Below are 18,921 nucleotides of genomic sequence, written 5' to 3' on the forward strand. Positions count from 1 at the left end.
CCTGTCGAGATCCGGTGATCGAGCCTGTCGAGATCAGTAGGCGAAGGTCATCGGGGCGTCCTCGCTGTCCTGCTCGCGCGACGGGTCCGGGGGCTCGACGAACGGCTCCGCCCCCTTGCGGATGTAGCGGGCCAGGAGCCCGAACTCGACCACGGCCAACGCTGCGTACAGGAGCGTCAGCGTGATCACCGAGGTGAGCGCCTCGCCGACCGAGACGCCTGGCGAGACGGCGTTCTCGGTGGTCATCAGGCCGTAGACGACCCACGGCTGGCGGCCCATCTCGGTGAAGATCCAGCCGAACGAGCTGCCCAGCACGGTGACCACCGGGATGGCCAGCGCGATCCAGCCCCACCAGCGCTGCGTCGGACGACGGTCGCCGCGCGTCGCCCACAGGATCAACGCGGCGCCGAAGGCGGCCAGGACGCCGAGGCCGATCATGAAGCGGAAGCTCCAGTAGGTGACCGGGATGACCGGCACGTAGTCGGTCGGGTGGAAGTACTCGGCGCCGGGGTCGGTGCCGTAGGTGTCGGCGTACTTCTCGCGGAGCGGGTTGATCCCCTCCACCTTGCCGTCGAAGGTGCCGGTGCCCAGGAACGAGAGCAGGCAGGGCACCGTGACCGCGAACTTCTCCTCCTTGCCGTCGGGGGTGCCGACGGTGAAGACCGAGAACGGCGCGCAGCTCTCCGAGGTCTCGTACAAGCCCTCGGCGGCAGCCATCTTCATGGGCTGCACCTCCGTCATCACCTTGCCCTGGAGGTCACCCGTGATCGCGACGCCGAGGCCGGCGACAAGCGTGACAGCGGCACCGATGCGGATCGCCTTGCGATAGAGACCACGGTCCTCGTCGTTGGTGCGCCGGCGCAGGTAGAGCCACGCCGAGACGCCGAGCACGAAGGCGCCGCCGGTCATGTAGGCGGCCGTGATGACGTGGGGGAAGGCGACGAGCTGGACCTTGTTGAACATGACGGCCCAGAAGTCGGTCAGCTCCGCACGGCCGGTCTCGGGGTTGTAGGTGTGGCCGACCGGGTGCTGCATCCACGAGTTGGCCGCCAGGATGAACCACGACGAGAAGAGCGTGCCGATGTGCACGATCCACATGCAGCCCGCGTGCAGGGCTCGCGGCAGCTTGTCCCACCCGAAGATCCACAGCCCGAGGAAGGTCGACTCGAGGAAGAAGGCAAGCAGTCCCTCGATCGCCAGGGGAGCGCCGAAGACGTCGCCGACGAAGCGGGAGTAGTCCGACCAGTTCATGCCGAACTGGAACTCCTGCACGATGCCGGTCACCACGCCGATGGCGAAGTTGATGAGCAGCAGCTTGCCGAAGAACTTGGTCAGGCGCAGGTACGCCGGGTCCTTCTTGACCACCCAGATGGTCTCGAAGGCCGCCACGATGGCGGTCAGACCGATGGTGATCGGCACGAAGAGGAAGTGGTAGACGGTGATGATGCCGAACTGCCACCGGGCGATGTCGAGGACTTCCACGGGGTTACCTCCAGGACGGTCTACTACGACGCGTAGTAATTACTACCGAGCGTAGTACGTGGTCAGCCGTAGGTACAATCGGGGCCATGGCGAAGACGCGCGGCAACATCGGTGACCTGGAACGCTCCGTGATGGAGGCGCTCTGGGCCATCCCGGACGGCGCGTCGCTGACGGTCCGCGAGGTGCACGCCCAGCTCGCGGAGGAGCGCGACATCGCCTACACGACCGTGATGACGGTGATGGACCGGCTGGCCCGCAAGGAGCTCGTCCACCAGGAGCGGGACGGGCGGGCCTACCGGTACCGCGCCCGGGGTACCCGGGGCGAGATGACCGCCGACCTGATGCGCGACACCCTCGAGGAGTTCGCCAGCCACGACCGCCGTACCGCCCTGGCCGCCTTCGTCTCCGACGCCTCGGCGGAGGACGTGGAGGCGCTGCGCGCCGCGCTCGCCAAGCTCGACGGAGCCTGACGCTCCATGACCCCGCTGCTCCTGGCTGTGCTGGCCGTGCTCTTCGCGGGGCCGGTCCCGGCCGTCCTGGCCCGCCTCCCGTGGGTACGCCGCACCCCCGTCGCCGCGCTGGTGCTCTGGCAGAGCGTGGCGGCCGCCGCGGTGCTGGCGGCTCTCGGAGCCGGCCTGGCCCTGGTCACCCACCACGCGTGGCGGCGTGCGCCGGACCCGGTCGCCTGGACGGTCGCGGTCATTGCGTTGGGAGTGACCCTGCTCGTGGTGGCGCGGCTGCTCCTGAGTGCACACCGGGTGGGTACGTCGCTTCGCGCCATCCGCCGTCGGCACCGGGCTCAGCTCGATGTGATCTCGCGTGCCGGCCGCACCGGCGGGCGGATCCGCTTCATCGAGCACGAGGTGCCCGTCGCCTACTGCATTCCGGGCTTCGGCGGCCAGCGCATCGTGGTGAGTGAGGGCGCGCGGGGCGTCCTGACGCCTGACGAGCTGGATGCGGTGCTCGAGCACGAGCGCGCCCACCTGCGTGCCCGCCACGATCTGGTGCTCGAGGCCTTCAGCGCGCTGCGCGAGGCGTTCCCCCGGTGGGTCTCCAGCGACGCAGCCCTGCGAGAGGTACGTCTGTTGGTCGAGGTGCTCGCCGACCGGGTCGCCGTACGTGCGGCGGGCCGTCAGGCCCTCGGACGGGCGCTGGTCCAGCTGGCCGAGGGGCGGGCGCCCGAGGCTGCCTTGGGCGCCGGGGGCAACGACACCGCTCTCGGGGGAGGTGGCCTGCTCACCCGCGTGGAGCTGCTGGCGGACCCGCGCCCCCGACGGGTCCAGGCGGCGCTGCTCAGCGCGCTCGCAGTCGGCGTGCTCGTGCTCCCTACCGCCTTCGTCGTCGTCCCCTGGCTCACCGCCCTGCGCCCCTAGCCGCGAGTTCGCGCAAATGACCCCTTGACTGTGCGCAAATTGCACGCCGGGCGCGGCATTTGCGCACACTGAACGCGCTATTTGCGCGAACTCGACGGGGCGCGGCAAGGAGAACGGCGGCGCCCCGGTGAGACCGGGACGCCGCCGCCGTGGGTGCTGCTACTTCTTCCGTTTGATCGTGAACTTCGCCGAGCTCGACTTCACCTCGTCGTTGCCCGCGTAGGTCGCGACCAGCTTGTTCTTGCCCTTCTTGAGCTTCTTGCCCTTGACGGTCAGGACCGCCTTGCCGTCGGTCAGCGTGCCCTTGGCGACAACCTTGCCCTTCAAGGTGATGGTCACCTTGCCGGTCGGGGTCAGCTCGCCGGCCTTGACGGTAACGGTGACCTTCGCGCTCTTCTTCTTGCTCGCGATCTTCTTGGGCTTGGCCGTCGCCTTGGTGGTGGAGGCGACCGGCTCGGTCACCGGCGCCACGTCGCAGACGGTCAGCTCGACGTCGTCGACGTACCAGCCGTCGAAGCCGTTGCAGCCGTCACGACCCATCACGAAGGAGAACTGCACCGTGTCGCCAGCCTCGGCGCCGAGGGCCTCAAGGTCGATGCGGCTGGTGTTCCAGCTGCCGTGCAGCTGACCACCGTCGGTGCCGGTGAAGCCCTCCTGGCCAGCCAGCGGGCTGGTGTTGTTGGGGGCGGGCTCCATCGTGTCGTTGTAGCCGTTGACCACGAACGCATCGGCCGGCACGTCCTCGAAGTCGCCGTCGTTGATCTTCGCGCGCACCAGGCCGCCGTCGTAGCCGAGCTCGGTGGCGACGTAGTGGTCGAAGGAGAGCAGCGGGTGCTCGCCCTCGGCCGGCATCACGATCTCGGGGCTGATCAGCGACGCGGCACTGGAGTAGTCCCCGCTGAAGGGCACGCAGTCGCCGTACGACGCCGGGTCCGGAGCGAAGGCGGTCATCGAGTCGTGGGACGGGGCCTGGGCCTCGCTCTCCCATTCGAAGGTCTGGCTGCCCTCGGGGATCTCCGCATCCTGGGTCCAACCGTCCAGGCCGTCCTCGAAGTCCTCGCTCCACACGGTGCGCGAGTCGAAGCCCTTGCCGCACGGAGCGCCGGCCTCGTCGGGAAGCAGCGGCTGGAACTCACACTGGGTGGGCTCCTTGCGCAGCTCGATGGCGCGTGCCATGGCAGCGACCTGCTCGCAGTCGGAGGCGTCGATCTTCGCGTTGAGTGCGGTCTTCGTCGCCTCGGCGGTGCTGAGCTTGGTGAGCCGCTTGCCGGTCAGCTGAGCGCAGGAGGCTTCCAGCGAGTTGGCGTGGTCGACGAAGTCGCTGACCGGGGTCTGGTACTCGTTCATCGCCGTGAAGTAGATGTGTGCCGCCTTGTCGAGGCCGATGCCCTTCACTGTCACGCCGTTGAACGTGCCGCCGTCGACCAGCAGCGCGTAGCCGTGGTTGGCCACACCGGAGTTGCCGTGCACGCCGCCGTTGTCGTCTGTGCTGCACTTGTACTCAGCGTCCGAGACCTTGCCCGGGTCGCCGTAGCAGTTCGGGTTCCACATGTCGCGGATGGCGCCGCCGAAGGCGGGTGACTTCTCGCCGACCAGCCAGCGGTAGGAGTCGTAGCGCTCGCCGCCGGCGTCCTTCATGGTGACGTTGACCGTCTTGCCTGCGTCGACCGCGGTGCGGATCGCCTCGCGGTCGGTGAGCCCGATGGAGACGGTGGGCACCAGCGTGGTGTCGTCACCCGACATCCCGATGGGGGAGTCGTCGCGGTTTCCGATGATCAGGCCCGCGGCGCCCTCCTGCGTGGCCATGACGGCCTTGTCGGTGAAGGCGCAGAGCCCTCGGTCGACCATCACGATCTTGCCGGTGACGTCCTGCTCGTACGGCGAGCAGCCGTCGGTGGCCGTGCCGCCGTCCTCGACCGCGTCGGTGGGGATGACCACGTCGCCGGTGAGGCCCTCGGCGTCGAGCTGCTGTCCGAAGGAGGCGCCGCCGGTGAGGCAGTCGCGTGCGATGTCGGACGGCGCATTGATGGAGAGCAGCGGCAGCGCGGGCGAGTTGGTGGAGCACAAGCCCACCGGGCGCTTCACGGTGAGGTTGCCCTCGCCCTCGTCCTCGCGGCCGTTGATGAGGTCGATGGTCTCGCCCCAGATGTCGGAGTACGCCTCGTTGAGCGCTCCGGCCTGCCACTGGTAGATCAGGCCGTGGGTGTACTCGGTGTAGGCGTGGCCCCACTCGTGAGCGACGACGTCGTCGGAGGTGACGCCGTTGCAGTAGTTGGTGGTGATGCCGTTCCAGTTGGCGTTGGGGCACTCGATGGCCGGATCGTTGTTGATCGTGTTCATCCGGGCGCCGTTGCCGTCATAGGAGTCACGGTCGAAGCTGTTCTTGAAGAACCAGTAGGCCTCGCCAGCCGAGTTGACCAGGTTCTGCTGGTCCTCGTTGAGGTCGCCGGGGAACTCGTCGCCCTCCTGCCAGACGCGGGTGAGGTTGCGGTCCTCGTCGGCCTCGTAGACCGCGCGGTCGAGCGCGTCGTGGATCATCGAGTAGCGGTTGACCGGTTTGTTGGTCATCGCGTCGACGAAGACGATGTCGCGCACGTTCTTCTCGTTGGTGACCTCGACGCGCCAGACCAGCATGTTGTCGCCGGTCTCGCCCTTGACGAGTCCGGTGCGGTAGACCATCAGCTCGCTGGTCTTGGCCTTGATGCCCTTGAGGTCGGCCTTGCCGTCCGTGCCCGGCGGGTCCGCCTTGACCGCGTTGACCGCGTGCTGGCCGGCGGCGTCCTTGTCGAAGCGCGGCGTGACGGACAGGTCCAGCCCGGGGACGGTCTCGCCGTTGACGCTGGTCAGGTCGCCGTCGGCATCCACGTGGGCGCGCAGCATGCCACCGAAGACCGGGACCCCCTTGTAGGTCTGCACGTAGTCGACGACCGTGCCGTGCTCGCCCTTGGTCACCGCGCTCCGCACGAGCTGGGCCCGCGGGGCGCCGAACGCCTGCGCGTAGGTATCGAGGTAGGCGTCGGCCTTGGCTGCGGGAGCCTGGGAGTTGCCCGGGAGCAGGTCGCCATCGGCCTTGGCGCGGATGAAGCCGACCTTGCCGGTGGCCCGCTCCTTCTGGACGACGGTGGTGCCGTCGGCGACGGCCTGCATCTTCTGGACCAGCGACGCGGTGGCGTCCGGCCCCTGGGGAGCAGCTTGTGCGGTGAGTGCCGGGACTGCGACCAGCCCCGCTCCCACCATCGCCAGCGCTACGCCTGGCATCAACTTCTTCACTGTGGATCCCTTCATGAGGCTATTCCGAGAGGCTCGGAAGGGTTGAGGTCACGCCGTGCTGCCGGATCCGGCTGGGCGAGCGACCCATTTTGTTGTGGCTCGGGTCACATTAGGGAGGCTTGCCGGGCGCGGTCCAGTGGCACCGGAAGTTGTTGCCTCACCGTGACGTGGCGGTGAGCCTCGGGACCGGGTGCGGCTGTGCCGCCACGACACGCACCACTGTGATCCCTGGGGCTGGTGTGACGATCGCCTAGGGTCGGACCATGGCGACCCGTACGTCTTCCCCGCCGGGGTCGCGGAGTTCGAGCACGTCCCGAGGCAAGGGATCCGGCTCGAGCACCCGATCACGGAGTACCTCCAAGAAAACCGCGTCCAAGGCTGCGCCCAAGAAGGCAGCGGCCCGGTCGACGTCCAAGCCGCGCCCGGCGCCCCGCGCCGTACGCAACGGGCCGGGGCCAGTGGCCCGGCTCTTCCTCGGCATCGGACGCGCGCTGGTGGCGATCTGGATGGGCATCGCCCACGGCCTCGGGACGCTGGCACGCTCCCTGGGCAACGGGGCGCGGGAGATCGACCCGGAGCAGCGTCGCGACGGCGCCGGACTCTTCCTGTGCGGACTCGCGGTCGTAGTGGCCGCCTCCATCTGGTGGCGACTGCCGGGCGGTGTCATGGACGGTGTGCGCACCGCGGTCGCCGGCTCGGTGGGCAAGCTCGCCTGGTTCGTGCCGATGGTGCTGGTCTACGTGGGGTGGCGCAACATGCGCGACCCGGAGCGCAACGGGCCCGCGGGTCGCCAGGTGATCGGCTGGGCAGCGCTCTGCTTCGGTGTGCTCGGCATCGTGCACATCGCCAACGGCAGCCCGCGGCCGCAGATGAGCGACACCGAGCAGCTGCAGCAGGCCGGCGGTGCCGTCGGTTTCGTCATCTCCAGCCTCCTGCTCGACCTGCTGCGCACCCCCTACGTCGTGGTTCCGGTGCTCGCCCTGGTCGCCCTCTTCGGCGTGCTGATCATCACCGCCACGCCCGTCTACCAGATCCCGGCCCGGCTCGCCGACCTCCGGGACCGCCTGCTCGGCCACGACGCGGAGGACGAGGACGGCGCGCCGCGGGCACGTCGCGGCCGTCGCAACCTGGACGACATCGACCCCGACCTGGGCGATCCGGCGTACGACTCCGCACTGGTCGCGGACGAGGAGAAGCCCGCCAAGCGTGGGCGCAAGAAGGCCGAGCCTGTCGAGGAGGCCGACATCCTCGATCTGCTCGACCCGCCCACGGTCGAGGTGGAGCAGGAGAAGGTCGACCTGGAGCCGCCGCCGCACGCGCAGCTGCCTGAGCGCGTCGAGCAGCTCGCGCTCTCCGGCGACATCGCCTACTCGCTGCCGACCAGCGATCTGCTCAAGCCGGGCTCCGCACCGAAGAAGACCTCGCCGGCCAACGACGCGGTCGTCGACCGGCTCACCCAGGTGCTCGACGAGTTCAACATCGACGCCCAGGTCACCGGCTACACCCGGGGACCGACGGTCACCCGCTACGAGGTCGAGCTCGGCCCCGGCGTCAAGGTCGAGAAGATCACCAACATCCAGAAGAACATCGCGTACGCCGTGGCGTCCGCCGACGTGCGGATCCTCAGCCCGATCCCCGGGAAGTCCGCGGTCGGGGTGGAGATCCCCAACGCCGACAAGGAGATCGTCTCGCTCGGCGACGTGCTCCGCTCCAACGCGGCGCGCAACAACCACCACCCGATGGTCGTCGGCCTCGGCAAGGACGTCGAGGGCGGGTTCGTCGTGGCGAACCTGGCCAAGATGCCGCATCTGCTGGTCGCTGGTGCGACCGGCTCCGGCAAGTCGTCGTTCATCAACTCGATGATCACCTCGCTGCTGATGCGTTCGACGCCCGACGAGGTGCGGATGATCATGGTCGACCCCAAGCGGGTCGAGCTCAACGCCTACGAGGGCATCCCGCACCTCATCACGCCGATCATCACCAACCCGAAGAAGGCCGCCGAGGCGTTGCAGTGGGTCGTGCGCGAGATGGACATGCGCTACGACGACCTGGCCAACTTCGGGTTCCGCCACGTCGACGACTTCAACAAGGCCGTGCGGGCAGGCAGCGTCGAGGTGCCGCTCGGCAGCGAGCGCGTGCTCACGCCGTACCCCTACCTGCTGGTGGTGGTGGACGAGCTCGCCGACCTGATGATGGTCGCCCCGCGTGACGTGGAGGACGCGGTCGTCCGCATCACCCAGCTTGCGCGTGCTGCCGGCATCCACTTGGTGCTGGCCACCCAGCGGCCGTCGGTCGACGTCGTCACCGGTCTGATCAAGGCGAACGTGCCGTCGCGACTGGCGTTCGCCACCTCCTCGCTCTCCGACAGCCGAGTCATCCTCGACCAGCCGGGAGCCGAGAAGCTGGTCGGTCAGGGTGACGGCCTCTTCCTGCCGATGGGGGAGAGCAAGCCGATCCGCGTGCAGGGCTCGTGGGTCACCGAGGCCGAGATCGCTGCGGTGGTGCTGGGCTGCAAGACGCAGCTCGAGCCGACGTACGTCGAGGAGGTCACCGCGGGCGTCGCCGCCAAGCGGGAGCTCGACGACGACATCGGCGACGACCTCGAGCTGGTCATCCAGGCGGTCGAGCTGGTGGTGAACTCGCAGTTCGGCTCCACCTCGATGCTGCAGCGCAAGCTGCGCGTCGGCTTCGCGAAGGCGGGCCGCCTGATGGACATCATGGAGAGCCGCGGTGTCGTCGGACCCAGCGAGGGTTCGAAGGCGCGCGATGTGTTGATCAAGCCCGACGAACTGGACAGTGTCCTGGCGACCTTGCAGGGGGAGATGTGAGCACCACCGAGCAGCTCGACGTACCCACTCAGGAGACGGTGGAGGTACGCCGCAACGCAGGCCTCGCCGCGCTCGTCGGCGCGCTCGCCTCAGCCGTGGCGATCGCCTGGCTCGGCCGAGCGGCCCAGTCCGGAGCACTGCTGGACTGGCTGGTCGTCGGTGCGATGGCACTGTTGGCCGGAGGCTGGCTGTATGCGTTCGTCGACGCCCGGACCCCGCTGCTGGTCGCCGACGGCCATGGCGTCCGGGTCCGGCTCGGCCGCGCCTGGCAGGGGCTGCCTTGGCGGGCGCTCGAAGGCGTGCAGCACACACCGCGTGACGCCTGGTGGCGTGACGGCCGCCTGGTGCTGCAGCCGGTCGACGTCGACCACGTGCTGGGTGAGGCTGACCCCGGGGTGCGTCGCCGTGCCTGGCTGAACACCCGGATCCACGGTGCGCCCCTGGCAGTGCCGTTGGGGATGGCGACCCGCGTCGTCGGCGATCAGAGCGATGACCTGACGGTCGCGCTGCGCCGTCTCGCCCAGGGGGCCACCGCCGTCACCGAGCCCGCCGCCGAGCAGTCGGAGGACCACCTCGCGACGGAGACGGCCGAGGTCGAGACGACGGCGCTGTCGTTCACCGACCTTCCGGTTCCGGAGGTCGCCGAGGATGCCGTCACCGAGGTCGCTCCCGGCGTGGAGCCGCGCGAGGAGTCGGCACTCGAGGGTGTCGCGATGCGCGCTCGTCGGCGGATCGCCCGCGTGGTCGAGCTGCGCCGGGCTGTCGCGGAGCGGCGCGAGGAGCAGGCCGACGGTCACGAGGTCGAGCCGGAGACGGCGGCACCGGTGGCCGGCGTCGAGCCGGTGCGTCCGCTGGTGACGGCGCGTCGCAGCGAGGTGCGCCAGCAGGTGGAGACGGTCGACACCGCACCGCTGCAGGGGCGCGAGCTCCGCCGGGACGGCCGGGTCAGCCTCGTCGAGGAGGCCGTCGAGCCGGTTCCGGTCGAGGAGCTGACACCGCTGGAGGTCGCCGAGGAGGAGCCGCTGCCGCGTCCCGACCCGGTGATCGGCCCGCTGCTGGCGCGCGCCCGCGAGCGGATCGGCCTGTCGGTCGACGCCCTCGCCGAGCGCACCCGGATCCGGCCGCACGTCATCGAGGCGATCGAGATCGACGACTTCGTGCCCTGTGGCGGCGACTTCTACGCCCGCGGCCACCTGCGCACGCTCGCCCGGATCCTCGGGCTGGAGGCGGGGCCGCTCGTCAAGGTCTACGACGAGCGCTACGCCGACGCGCCCATCAACGCCCGCAAGGTCTTCGAGGCCGAGCTCGCCACCGGCACCGGCGGCATCCGAGCGGTTCGGGGCGGCCCGAACTGGTCGGTCGTCGTCGCCGCGGTGATGGCCGTGGTGCTTGCGTGGTCGGTCGCCAAGCTCGCCATGGACGACAAGCCCGAGCCCGAGGGTGTGATGTCGCTGAGCCAGGGCTCCGGCGGCCCCAACGGCGCCGAGCAGAAGGCCTCGCGGGTCACGATCAAGCTCACCGCGACGAGCGCCAGCGAGGTCGAGGTACGCAACGCTCGTGGCAAGGTGATCTTCTCCGACTCCCTGGAGACGGGGGCCATCCACCGGATCGACGTCGTGCCTCCGGTCAAGGTGCACGCCACCGACGGCGGTGCGGTCCAGGTCGAGATCGACAACGTGCCGCAGGGCACGGTCGGCAAGCCGGGGCAGCAGGCGACCAAGAAGTTCGCCCGCTGACCTGTCCGTGCCTCTGGGCTTCCGGCCCGAAGCGCCGGTTCGGGGCCTGACACGGCATACTTCCCAGTAGCCATGACGACTTCACAGACCACGCAGCCCCAGGACCTCGTGTCCGTGGCGATGGTGACCCTCGGTTGTGCCCGTAACGAGGTCGACTCCGAGGAGCTGGCGGGGCGTCTTGCCGCCGACGGCTTCCGGCTGGTCGACGACCCGGAGGACGCGGACACCGTCGTCGTCAACACCTGCGGCTTCGTGGAGTCGGCGAAGAAGGACTCGGTCGACACCCTGCTCGAAGCTGCCGACCTGAAGGAGTCGGGCCGGCCACAGGCGGTCGTGGCGGTCGGGTGCATGGCGGAGCGCTACGGCAAGGACCTCGCCGAGTCCCTGCCCGAGGCCGACGCGGTGCTCGGCTTCGACGACTACCCCGACATCGCCGACAAGCTGCGGGCGATCCTCGCCGGGGAGCGTCCGCACCCGCACACGCCGCGCGACCGGCGCAAGCTGCTGCCGATCTCGCCGACCGACCGCGACGCCAGCCGGCTCAGCGTGCCCGGGCACCTCGAGGTGGCCTCGACCGACGACCTGGGCTCCCACGCCCCGGCCTCCGGGCCCCGCGCCGTACGCCGCCGTCTGGGTTCGGGGCCGACGGCTCCTCTCAAGCTGGCCAGCGGCTGCGACCGGCGGTGCACCTTCTGCGCGATCCCCGCGTTCCGCGGCGCGTTCGTCAGCCGGCGTCCTTCGGACGTCCTGCAGGAGGCCCGGTGGCTGGCCACCGAGGGTGTTCGCGAGGTCTTCCTGGTGAGTGAGAACTCGACCTCCTACGGCAAGGACCTGGGCGACCTCCGACTGCTCGAGACGTTGCTGCCCGAGCTCGCCGCCATCGACGGAATCGACCGGGTGCGGGTCTCCTACCTGCAGCCCGCCGAGACCCGGCCCGGTCTGATCCAGGCGATCGCGCAGACGCCGGGTGTGGTTCCCTACTTCGACCTCTCGTTCCAGCACGCCAGCGCTACGGTGCTGCGCCGGATGAAGCGCTTCGGCGATCCGGAGAGCTTCCTTGCGCTGCTGGCGCAGATCCGTGCACTGCGGCCCGAGGCCGGGATCCGCTCGAACGTCATCGTCGGCTTCCCCGGCGAGACCGCGGAGGAGTTCCAGGCACTCTGCGACTTCCTGGTCGCGGCGCGCCTCGACGTCACCGGTGTCTTCGGCTACTCCGACGAGGACGGCACGGAGGCGGAGCGGCTCGACGGCAAGCTCGATCCGGAGCTGGTCGCGGAGCGGGCTGCACTGGTGACCGACCTCGTCGAGCAGCTCAACACGCAGCGGGCCGAAGAGCGTCTCGGCGAGCAGGTCAACGTCTTGGTCGAGGCGATCGAGGACGGCCTTGTCGAGGGTCGCGCGGAGCATCAGGGCCCGGAGGTCGACGGCACCACCGAGCTCGTCGGCGCGCTCGAGGGAGTGCGCGTCGGCGACATCGTCACCGCAACGGTCACCGAGACCCAGGGCGTGGACCTCGTCGCCGCTGTCGCGGGGGAGGAGCGGGCGTGAGCGAGACGGCCAAGGCCAGCAACTGGAATCTGCCCAACGCGCTGACCACCCTGCGGATCCTGATGGTCCCGCTCTTCGGCTGGGCGCTGCTGCACGACGGTGGCGACTCGATCACCTGGCGTACCTTCGCCTGGGCGCTCTTCGCACTGGCCATGATCACCGACAAGATCGACGGTGACATCGCCCGGTCGCGCAACCTGGTCACGGACTTCGGCAAGATCGCCGATCCGATCGCAGACAAGGCGATCACCGGGATGGCCTTCATCGGGCTCTCGGTCGTCGGCGACGTCTGGTGGTGGGTCACGATCCTGGTCCTGGTGCGCGAGTGGAGCGTGACACTGCTGCGTCTGTCGATCATGAAGAACGTGGTCATGGCAGCCGCGCAGAGCGGGAAGATCAAGACCGCCCTTCAGGGAGTCGCACTGGCCGGCCTCTGCCTGCCCCTGCGCCAGGTCGACGGCTGGATGGACGTGCCCGGTGAGGTGCTCTTCTACCTCAGCCAGGCGTTGCTGGCCGGTGCCGTCGCCATGACGGTCTGGTCCGGCTACGAGTTCTTCCGCGACGCATGGCGCCAGCGCGCCGCGCTCAGCAGGACCTCCTGAGCCGGCGCCCGACACGGCAGTGTGAACGAGATCACTTCGTGACCTTCGTTCACCTCCCCAGCCCGGCCATCACTGGTTAGGGTGCTGGGCATCCTGACGACAGATCTTCGCCCCTCGGGGGCCACGGACGGCGAATTGCGATTCGCGGCTTTCTGCTGTCGTAAACCTTCTCTTCACCCGCTGCTCATGCGCGTGGCGATCACTGCACACCCGGACGGTGTGTCGTGACGGTCTGCACGTCAGGTGTTCCTGCAACAAGTTCGACGGGTACGGGCAAGGAGTAACGGAAAAGACATGACACGCATGCATAAGAGCGCAGCAGTGGGGGCTGCGGCGGCGTTGGTGATGGGGGGCCTGGCGGCGCTGTCGACAGGAGCTGCTCAGGCGGCACCGGACGATGTGATCCAGGTGCAGATCCTCGCCACCAACGACTTCCACGGCCGAATCCTCCCCAACGGCACCAACGAGTCCGGGGCCGCAGTGATCTCGGGAGCAGTCAAGGAGCTGGAGACGGAGAACCCGAACACGGTGTTCGCCGCCGCTGGTGATCTCATCGGCGCCTCCACCTTCGAGTCGTTCATCAACAAGGACAAGCCGACGATCGATGCGCTGAACGCGGCAGGCCTCGACGTCTCCGCGGTCGGCAACCACGAGTTCGACCAGGGCTACGACGACCTGATCAACCGCGTGATGGCGCCGTACGACGCCACGACCAACCCGCTCGGCGGCGCTGAGTGGGAGTACATCGGCGCCAACGTGAAGAAGAAGGCGGACGGTACCCAGGCCGACGGCCTCGAGGCGTCGTGGATGCAGACCTTCACCGAGGACGGCAAGAGCGTCGACGTCGGCTTCGTCGGCGCGGTCACCGAGCACCTCGACGAGCTGGTCTCCCCGGCCGGCATCGCCGACATCGAGGCAGCCGACATCGTCTCCTCGGTCAACGAGGAGGCAGCCAGCCTCAAGGAGGACGGTGCTGAGCTCGTCGTCCTCCTGGTGCACGAGGGGGCGTCGACCACCGACCTCGCCGACACCACCGACCCGGACTCCGACTTCGGCAAGATCGTCAACGGCGTCAGCGACGACATCGGTGCCATCGTCTCCGGGCACACGCACCTTGCCTACAACCACACGGTGGACGGCATGCCGGTGGTCTCGGCGGGCCAGTACGGGGTGAACCTCAACCAGTTGGTCTTCGACATCGACTCCGCGACCGGCGACGTCTCCGTGGTGAGCCAGGAGATCCTCCCGCTCATGAACAAGGAGGTCGTGGACGGCAAGGACGTGTGGTCGGCCAACTACCCGGCCGACCCGGCCGTGCAGTCCATCGTCGACGCGGCCAAGGCCGACGCCGACGTGAAGGGCGCGGTGAAGATCGGCGAGATCGCAGGTCCCTTCAAGCGCGCCCGGATGAGCGACGGAAACACCGAGAACCGCGGTGGCGAGTCCACCCTCGGCAACATGGTGGCCGAGGTGCAGCGCGCCCAGACGCCGGAGAACCTCGGCGGAGCCGAGATCGCGTTCATGAACCCCGGTGGTCTCCGGGCCGACATGACGGGCACGGCAGGCGACCTGACCTACAAGCAGGCAGCCAACGTGCAGCCCTTCGCCAACACCCTGGTGCGGATGGAGCTGACCGGCGCGCAGATCAAGGCCGCGCTGGAGCAGCAGTGGCAGCCCGAGGGAGCGGCTCGTCCGTTCCTGAAGCTGGGTGTCTCTGACGGGTTCGCCTACACCTACGACCCGACGGCCGCCACCGGCAAGCGGATCACCTCGATCACGCTCAACGGCGAGAAGCTCAGCCCGACGGCGACGTACGGCGTCACGGTCAACTCCTTCCTCGCGAGCGGTGGCGACAACTTCGGTGCGTTCGCCGATGGAGCGAACAAGAAGGACACCGGTGTCACCGACCTGCAGGCGATGGTCGACTACATGGCGGCTGCCACGGAGCCGGTCGCACCGAGCTTCGCCCAGACGTCGGTCGGCGTCACGCTGGACAAGGCGGCCTACGCGCCGGGTGAGACCGCACAGGTCGACCTCAGCTCGCTGCGGATGACCGGCGTGGACGATGTCGTCGACGACGAGGTCACCCTCGAGGTCGCGGGCGCCGAGCCGGTCACCGTCGAGGTCGACAACGCCATCGGCGACACGGTCGCCGACGAGAGCGGCAAGGCGACGGCGTCGCTGACCGTTCCGGCGACGGCGGCGCGCGGCTCCCAGGTGACGGTCACCGTCACCGGAGCCACGACCGGCACCTCCGCCACCTTCGCCCTTCCGGTCGCGCCCAAGGTCGCCCCGAAGCTGAAGGTGACGGCGAAGCCCAAGAAGGTCAAGGCGAAGAAGACCAAGACCAAGGTCGTCGTCAAGGTCACCGCCGACGTCACCGCGACTGGCAAGGTCGAGGTGAAGGCCCACGGCAAGACCTACAAGGGCAAGCTGAAGAACGGCAAGGTCACCATCAAGACCGGCAAGTTCAAGAAGACCGGCAAGCAGAAGGTGGTCGTGAAGTACCTCGGCGACGCCAACGTCAAGGCGGCGAAGAAGGTCATCAAGGTCAAGGTCAAGCGCTGAACCGGCCTTGACGCACCTGTCCTGATGCTCGGGCATCGAACCAGGTAGGACCCCGACAGCAGGGGGTCGCCGCTCGGGAGGCGGCCCCCTGTTGTCATCCCCTCGCACACCCGTGCGAGCGGCTCGGCCACCCCCGACCGGGAACGGCCGGACAACTCTCTCGGATCTCGGAGGAGACCCATGTCTCGCAGACATCTCGTACCACTCGCGGTGGCCGCCACCGCGTCGGCGGCCCTCGCCGTCATCCCGTTGCAAGGCGCGACCGCCGCTCCCGACGCCGCATCCGACCTGGTGATCAGCGAGGTCTATGGCGGTGGCGGCAATACCGGCGCGCCGTACAACCAGGACTTCATCGAACTGCACAACAAGGGCGATCAGGCGATCGACCTCACCGGCTACTCGGTCCAGTACAAGAGCGCGACCGGCGCCTCGTGGAGCGGCCGGATCGAGCTCAGCGGTCAGGTCGGCCCCGGCGAGCGGTACCTGGTCGCCGGAGCCACGGGCGCCACGGGGGAGGCGTTGCCCACGCCGAATGTGACCAACACGGGTGTGAATCTCTCGGGGAGCAACGGCAACGTCGCGTTGAGCAGCGGCAGTACGGCGCTGACCTGTCTGACGACGGCATGTGCGACCGATCCTGCGGTCGTCGACCTGGTGGGCTTCGGCACCGGGGACACGTTCCTCGGCTCGAACGCTGCCCCGGCAGGCAGCAACAGCACCGCCCTCACGCGCGACGCTGAGTCGACCAACACGCTGGAGAACGGCGTCGACTTCGCTGCGGGTGAGCCCACGCCGGGTGCTGAGCCGACGGCCCCGCCGGTCGACCCGCCCACCGAGGAGCTGACGATCCCGGAGATCCAGGGCACCGGGGCGACCAGCCCCAAGGTCGGGGTGCCGGTGACCACCACGGGCGTGGTCACCGCTGCCTACCCGGCAGGTGGACTCTTCGGCTTCTACCTGCAGACGCCCGGTACCGGCGGAGCGACCGATGTCTCCACCCGGACGGCTTCTGACGGCGTCTTCGTCCGCCTGGCGCAGAGCGCCGGTGCCGTGACGGTCCGGCCCGGCGACCACGTCGAGGTCACCGGCAAGGTCGCCGAGTACGCCGGCGCGACCCAGGTCGAGGTGACTGATGGCGCGGCGATCACGACGCTCGACACCGCTGCCGATCCGGTCACTCCGGTGACGTTGGCCTCCTGGCCGACGACCGCCGAGGAGCGCGAGCGCCTGGAGGGGATGCTCTACCTGCCGACCGGTGACTTCACCGTCACCAACACCTACTTCCAGGGCAAGACGCCGGGCGACGGTCAGTACGGCGAGGTCGGCCTTGCCCAAGGTACGACGCCGCTGATGACGCCGACCGAGGTCGCAGACGCGCAGGACGCCGCGGCGATCGCCGCGGTCAAGGCCGACAACGAGGCACGCTCGGTCGTGCTCGACGACGGCTCGTCGTGGACCTTCGCGGGCTCCTCCTACACCGGCAACCAGACGCCTGCCTACGTCTCGCAGGAGCAGCCGGCGATCGTCGGGGCGAAGGCGACCTTCGACGACCCGGTCATCTTCACCGAGGGCGGCTCGCCGACCGCGCCGACCTGGCGCTTCCAGCCGACCTCGCAGGTCGTCGGCCCCGAGAACGCCACCAGCCCGGTCTCCTTCGAGAACACGCGGACGCAGGCTCCCGACCGGGCTCAGCTGGACCCCGAGGGCACGGCCGACGTGACAGTCGCCTCCTTCAACGTGCTCAACTACTTCACCACTCTGGGCGACGCCGACAACGACAACGTCGGCGACGGTGGCTGCACGGCCTACAAGGACCGTGACGGCGACGGAAACAACGTCAGCGGCGGCTGCGACCAGCGCGGTGCATGGGACCCGGAGGACCTCGAGCGTCAGCAGGAGAAGATCGTCGCGGCGATCAACGCGCTCGACGCCGACGTCGTCGGTCTGATGGAGATCGAGAACTCGGCGGCTCTCGGCGAGGAGCCGGACGAGGCGACCGACACGCTGGTCGATGCACTCAACGCGGCCGCAGGGGCGACCGTGTGGGCCGCCAACCCGTCGTCCGAGGAGCTTCCGGCCGCCTCCGAGCAGGACGTGATCACCAACGCGCTCATCTACCGTGTCGACGCGGTGGAGCGCGTGGGCGACTCCCATGCTCTCGGCACACTCAGCTCGGGTGACGGTGCGTTCAGCAATGCCCGTGAACCGATCGCCCAGGCGTTCCAGGCCCAGGGCGGCGGCGAGCCGTTCCTCGTGGTGGTCAACCACTTCAAGTCGAAGGGCTCCGGCGCGAACGACGGCACCGGCCAGGGCAACGCCAACCCGGACCGCATCGCGCAGGCCGAGGCGCTGCGTGACTGGGTGCCGACCGTCCAGGAGGCCGAGGGTGTCGAGGCGGTGCTGCTCGCCGGCGACTTCAACTCCTACACGATGGAGGACCCGCTGCAGGTGCTCTACGCCGCCGGCTATGCCGATGCAGCTGCGGAGCTCGGCGCGGGCGACGAGTGGAGCTACTCCTTCGAGGGCATGTCGGGCTCGCTCGACCACGTGCTGCTCAACGAGGCGGCCCAGGAGCTGGCGACCGGGGCCGACATCTGGGGCATCAACGCTGGGGAGTCGCTGCTCTTCGAGTACAGCCGGTGGAACTACCACGCCACCGACTTCCACCGCGCGACGCCGTACCGCTCCTCCGACCACGACCCGGTGCTGGTCGGTCTCGACCTGACCGACGGCACCACGGAGCCTCCGGTCGAGGCCCAGAAGGCGGTCATCAAGGCGAAGGTGAAGCCCGCCAAGCTCAAGGTGGGCAAGAAGGGCAAGGTCAAGGTCACGGTCACCGGCAAGCAGGGGGCCAAGGCGACCGGCAAGGTGACGCTCAAGGTGAAGGGCAAGACCTACAAGGCCAAGCTCAAGAACGGCAAGGTGGTCTTCAAGCTGAAGAAGTTCGCCAAGCGTGGCTTGGTCCAGGCGGTCGTGAAGTACCTCGGCTCCGAGCAGGTGGCCGCGGGGAAGAAGACTTTCAAGATCAAGGTCGTACGCCGCTGAGTCATCCCCGGTCGGGGCAGCCCGATCAAGTGCGTCGAGGGGTCGGACCGTGCTGGTCCGGCCCCTCGGCCGTCCGGTCACATGGCAGAGTCGCCAGCGGGAACATCTGGGCACGGGGTAGCGTTGGCCCCACACCGGACCGGTGGATACGAAAGGACAGCCCATGACGCTCTTCCGGCGACTGCTCGGAGAGGCGCTGCGCGCGCAGCGGATGCAGCGTGGGCTGACCTTGCGTGAGGTCTCCGCTGAGGCGCGGGTGAGCCTGGGCTACATCTCGGAGATCGAGCGCGGCCAGAAGGAAGCCTCCTCGGAGCTGCTCGCCTCCCTGTGCAACGCCCTGGAGATGCCGCTCTCGCTGCTGCTTCGGCAGGTCAGCGAAGCGGCAGCGACGGAGGAGCACTCGCTCGCCGCGACCACCCTCCCGGTCCGTGCCAGCGACGCCGACGTCGTCGCTTCTGCCGCCTGAGCG

12 protein-coding genes are annotated in these 18,921 nt (G+C 69.0%); 9 read left to right on the forward strand and 3 right to left on the reverse strand.

Annotated features, from left to right (window positions below):
* Positions 1-33: 33 nt before the first annotated feature.
* On the reverse strand, positions 34-1,482 hold the full coding sequence (locus tag DNK54_RS02550; RefSeq protein WP_110205355.1) for a cytochrome ubiquinol oxidase subunit I: 1,449 nt from the start codon (positions 1,480-1,482) through the stop codon (positions 34-36).
* Between the two features lie 86 nt (positions 1,483-1,568).
* On the opposite strand from DNK54_RS02550, the gene DNK54_RS02555 reads away from it, so the two are divergent.
* The gene (locus DNK54_RS02555) at positions 1,569-1,952 is read left to right on the forward strand and encodes a BlaI/MecI/CopY family transcriptional regulator (protein ID WP_110205356.1); all 384 of its coding nucleotides are present in this window, start codon (positions 1,569-1,571) and stop codon (positions 1,950-1,952) included.
* 6 nt (positions 1,953-1,958) lie between these two features.
* A complete protein-coding gene (locus tag DNK54_RS02560; protein ID WP_110205357.1) occupies positions 1,959-2,855 on the forward strand; it encodes a M56 family metallopeptidase in 897 nt (298 codons plus the stop codon).
* 159 nt (positions 2,856-3,014) lie between these two features.
* Here the strand turns inward: DNK54_RS02560 and DNK54_RS02565 are convergent, their stop codons facing one another.
* Together DNK54_RS02565 and DNK54_RS21390 are read right to left on the reverse strand one after the other, a co-directional pair.
* A complete protein-coding gene (locus DNK54_RS02565) occupies positions 3,015-6,140 on the reverse strand; it encodes a M4 family metallopeptidase (protein ID WP_110205358.1) in 3,126 nt (1,041 codons plus the stop codon).
* Positions 6,141-6,375: 235 nt separating this feature from the next.
* Positions 6,376-6,639: a hypothetical protein gene (locus tag DNK54_RS21390; protein ID WP_239459872.1), complete on the reverse strand. Its 264-nt coding sequence runs from the start codon at positions 6,637-6,639 to the stop codon at positions 6,376-6,378.
* Here DNK54_RS21390 and DNK54_RS02570 point away from each other — a divergent pair.
* The 7 genes from DNK54_RS02570 to DNK54_RS02600 all read left to right on the forward strand — a co-directional run bounded on the left by DNK54_RS02570 (position 6,632) and on the right by DNK54_RS02600 (position 18,918).
* A complete protein-coding gene (locus DNK54_RS02570) occupies positions 6,632-8,953 on the forward strand; it encodes an FtsK/SpoIIIE family DNA translocase (protein WP_239459920.1) in 2,322 nt (773 codons plus the stop codon). The two genes, DNK54_RS21390 and DNK54_RS02570, sit on opposite strands and share 8 nt — an antisense overlap.
* Positions 8,950-10,689, forward strand: coding sequence for a helix-turn-helix domain-containing protein (locus tag DNK54_RS02575; protein WP_110205360.1), 1,740 nt, complete (start codon positions 8,950-8,952; stop codon positions 10,687-10,689). The genes DNK54_RS02570 and DNK54_RS02575 overlap by 4 nt, the downstream gene beginning before the upstream one ends.
* A 108-nt stretch (positions 10,690-10,797) precedes the next feature.
* The gene (gene rimO / locus DNK54_RS02580) at positions 10,798-12,237 is read left to right on the forward strand and encodes a 30S ribosomal protein S12 methylthiotransferase RimO (protein ID WP_204164421.1); all 1,440 of its coding nucleotides are present in this window, start codon (positions 10,798-10,800) and stop codon (positions 12,235-12,237) included.
* Positions 12,234-12,839, forward strand: a complete 606-nt coding sequence (pgsA, locus tag DNK54_RS02585; RefSeq protein ID WP_110205362.1) for a CDP-diacylglycerol--glycerol-3-phosphate 3-phosphatidyltransferase — start codon at positions 12,234-12,236, stop codon at positions 12,837-12,839. Before rimO ends, pgsA begins: the two co-directional genes overlap by 4 nt.
* A 294-nt stretch (positions 12,840-13,133) precedes the next feature.
* Positions 13,134-15,407, forward strand: a complete 2,274-nt coding sequence (locus DNK54_RS02590; protein ID WP_110205363.1) for a bifunctional metallophosphatase/5'-nucleotidase — start codon at positions 13,134-13,136, stop codon at positions 15,405-15,407.
* Positions 15,408-15,587: 180 nt separating this feature from the next.
* Complete coding sequence (locus DNK54_RS02595) at positions 15,588-18,452, forward strand: ExeM/NucH family extracellular endonuclease (protein ID WP_110205364.1); 2,865 nt, start codon at positions 15,588-15,590, stop codon at positions 18,450-18,452.
* Positions 18,453-18,615: 163 nt separating this feature from the next.
* On the forward strand, positions 18,616-18,918 hold the full coding sequence (locus DNK54_RS02600; RefSeq protein WP_110205365.1) for a helix-turn-helix domain-containing protein: 303 nt from the start codon (positions 18,616-18,618) through the stop codon (positions 18,916-18,918).
* Positions 18,919-18,921 lie beyond the last annotated feature (3 nt).

Origin of the sequence: Nocardioides daejeonensis, from assembly GCF_003194585.1 — a bacterium.
Classification (GTDB): Bacteria; Actinomycetota; Actinomycetes; order Propionibacteriales; family Nocardioidaceae; genus Nocardioides; species Nocardioides daejeonensis.

Excerpts from the sequence above, each read along its gene's own strand:
- DNK54_RS02590 (WP_110205363.1), top strand. The coding sequence starts at position 13,134 with ATGACACGCATGCATAAGAGCGCAGCAGTGGGGGCTGCGGCGGCGTTG.
- DNK54_RS02555 (WP_110205356.1), top strand. The coding sequence starts at position 1,569 with ATGGCGAAGACGCGCGGCAACATCGGTGACCTGGAACGCTCCGTGATG.
- DNK54_RS02565 (WP_110205358.1), bottom strand. The coding sequence starts at position 6,140 with ATGAAGGGATCCACAGTGAAGAAGTTGATGCCAGGCGTAGCGCTGGCG.
- DNK54_RS02595 (WP_110205364.1), top strand. The coding sequence starts at position 15,588 with ATGTCTCGCAGACATCTCGTACCACTCGCGGTGGCCGCCACCGCGTCG.
- DNK54_RS02570 (WP_239459920.1), top strand. The coding sequence starts at position 6,632 with ATGGGCATCGCCCACGGCCTCGGGACGCTGGCACGCTCCCTGGGCAAC.
- DNK54_RS21390 (WP_239459872.1), bottom strand. The coding sequence starts at position 6,639 with ATGCCCATCCAGATCGCCACCAGCGCGCGTCCGATGCCGAGGAAGAGC.
- DNK54_RS02560 (WP_110205357.1), top strand. The coding sequence starts at position 1,959 with ATGACCCCGCTGCTCCTGGCTGTGCTGGCCGTGCTCTTCGCGGGGCCG.
- DNK54_RS02600 (WP_110205365.1), top strand. The coding sequence starts at position 18,616 with ATGACGCTCTTCCGGCGACTGCTCGGAGAGGCGCTGCGCGCGCAGCGG.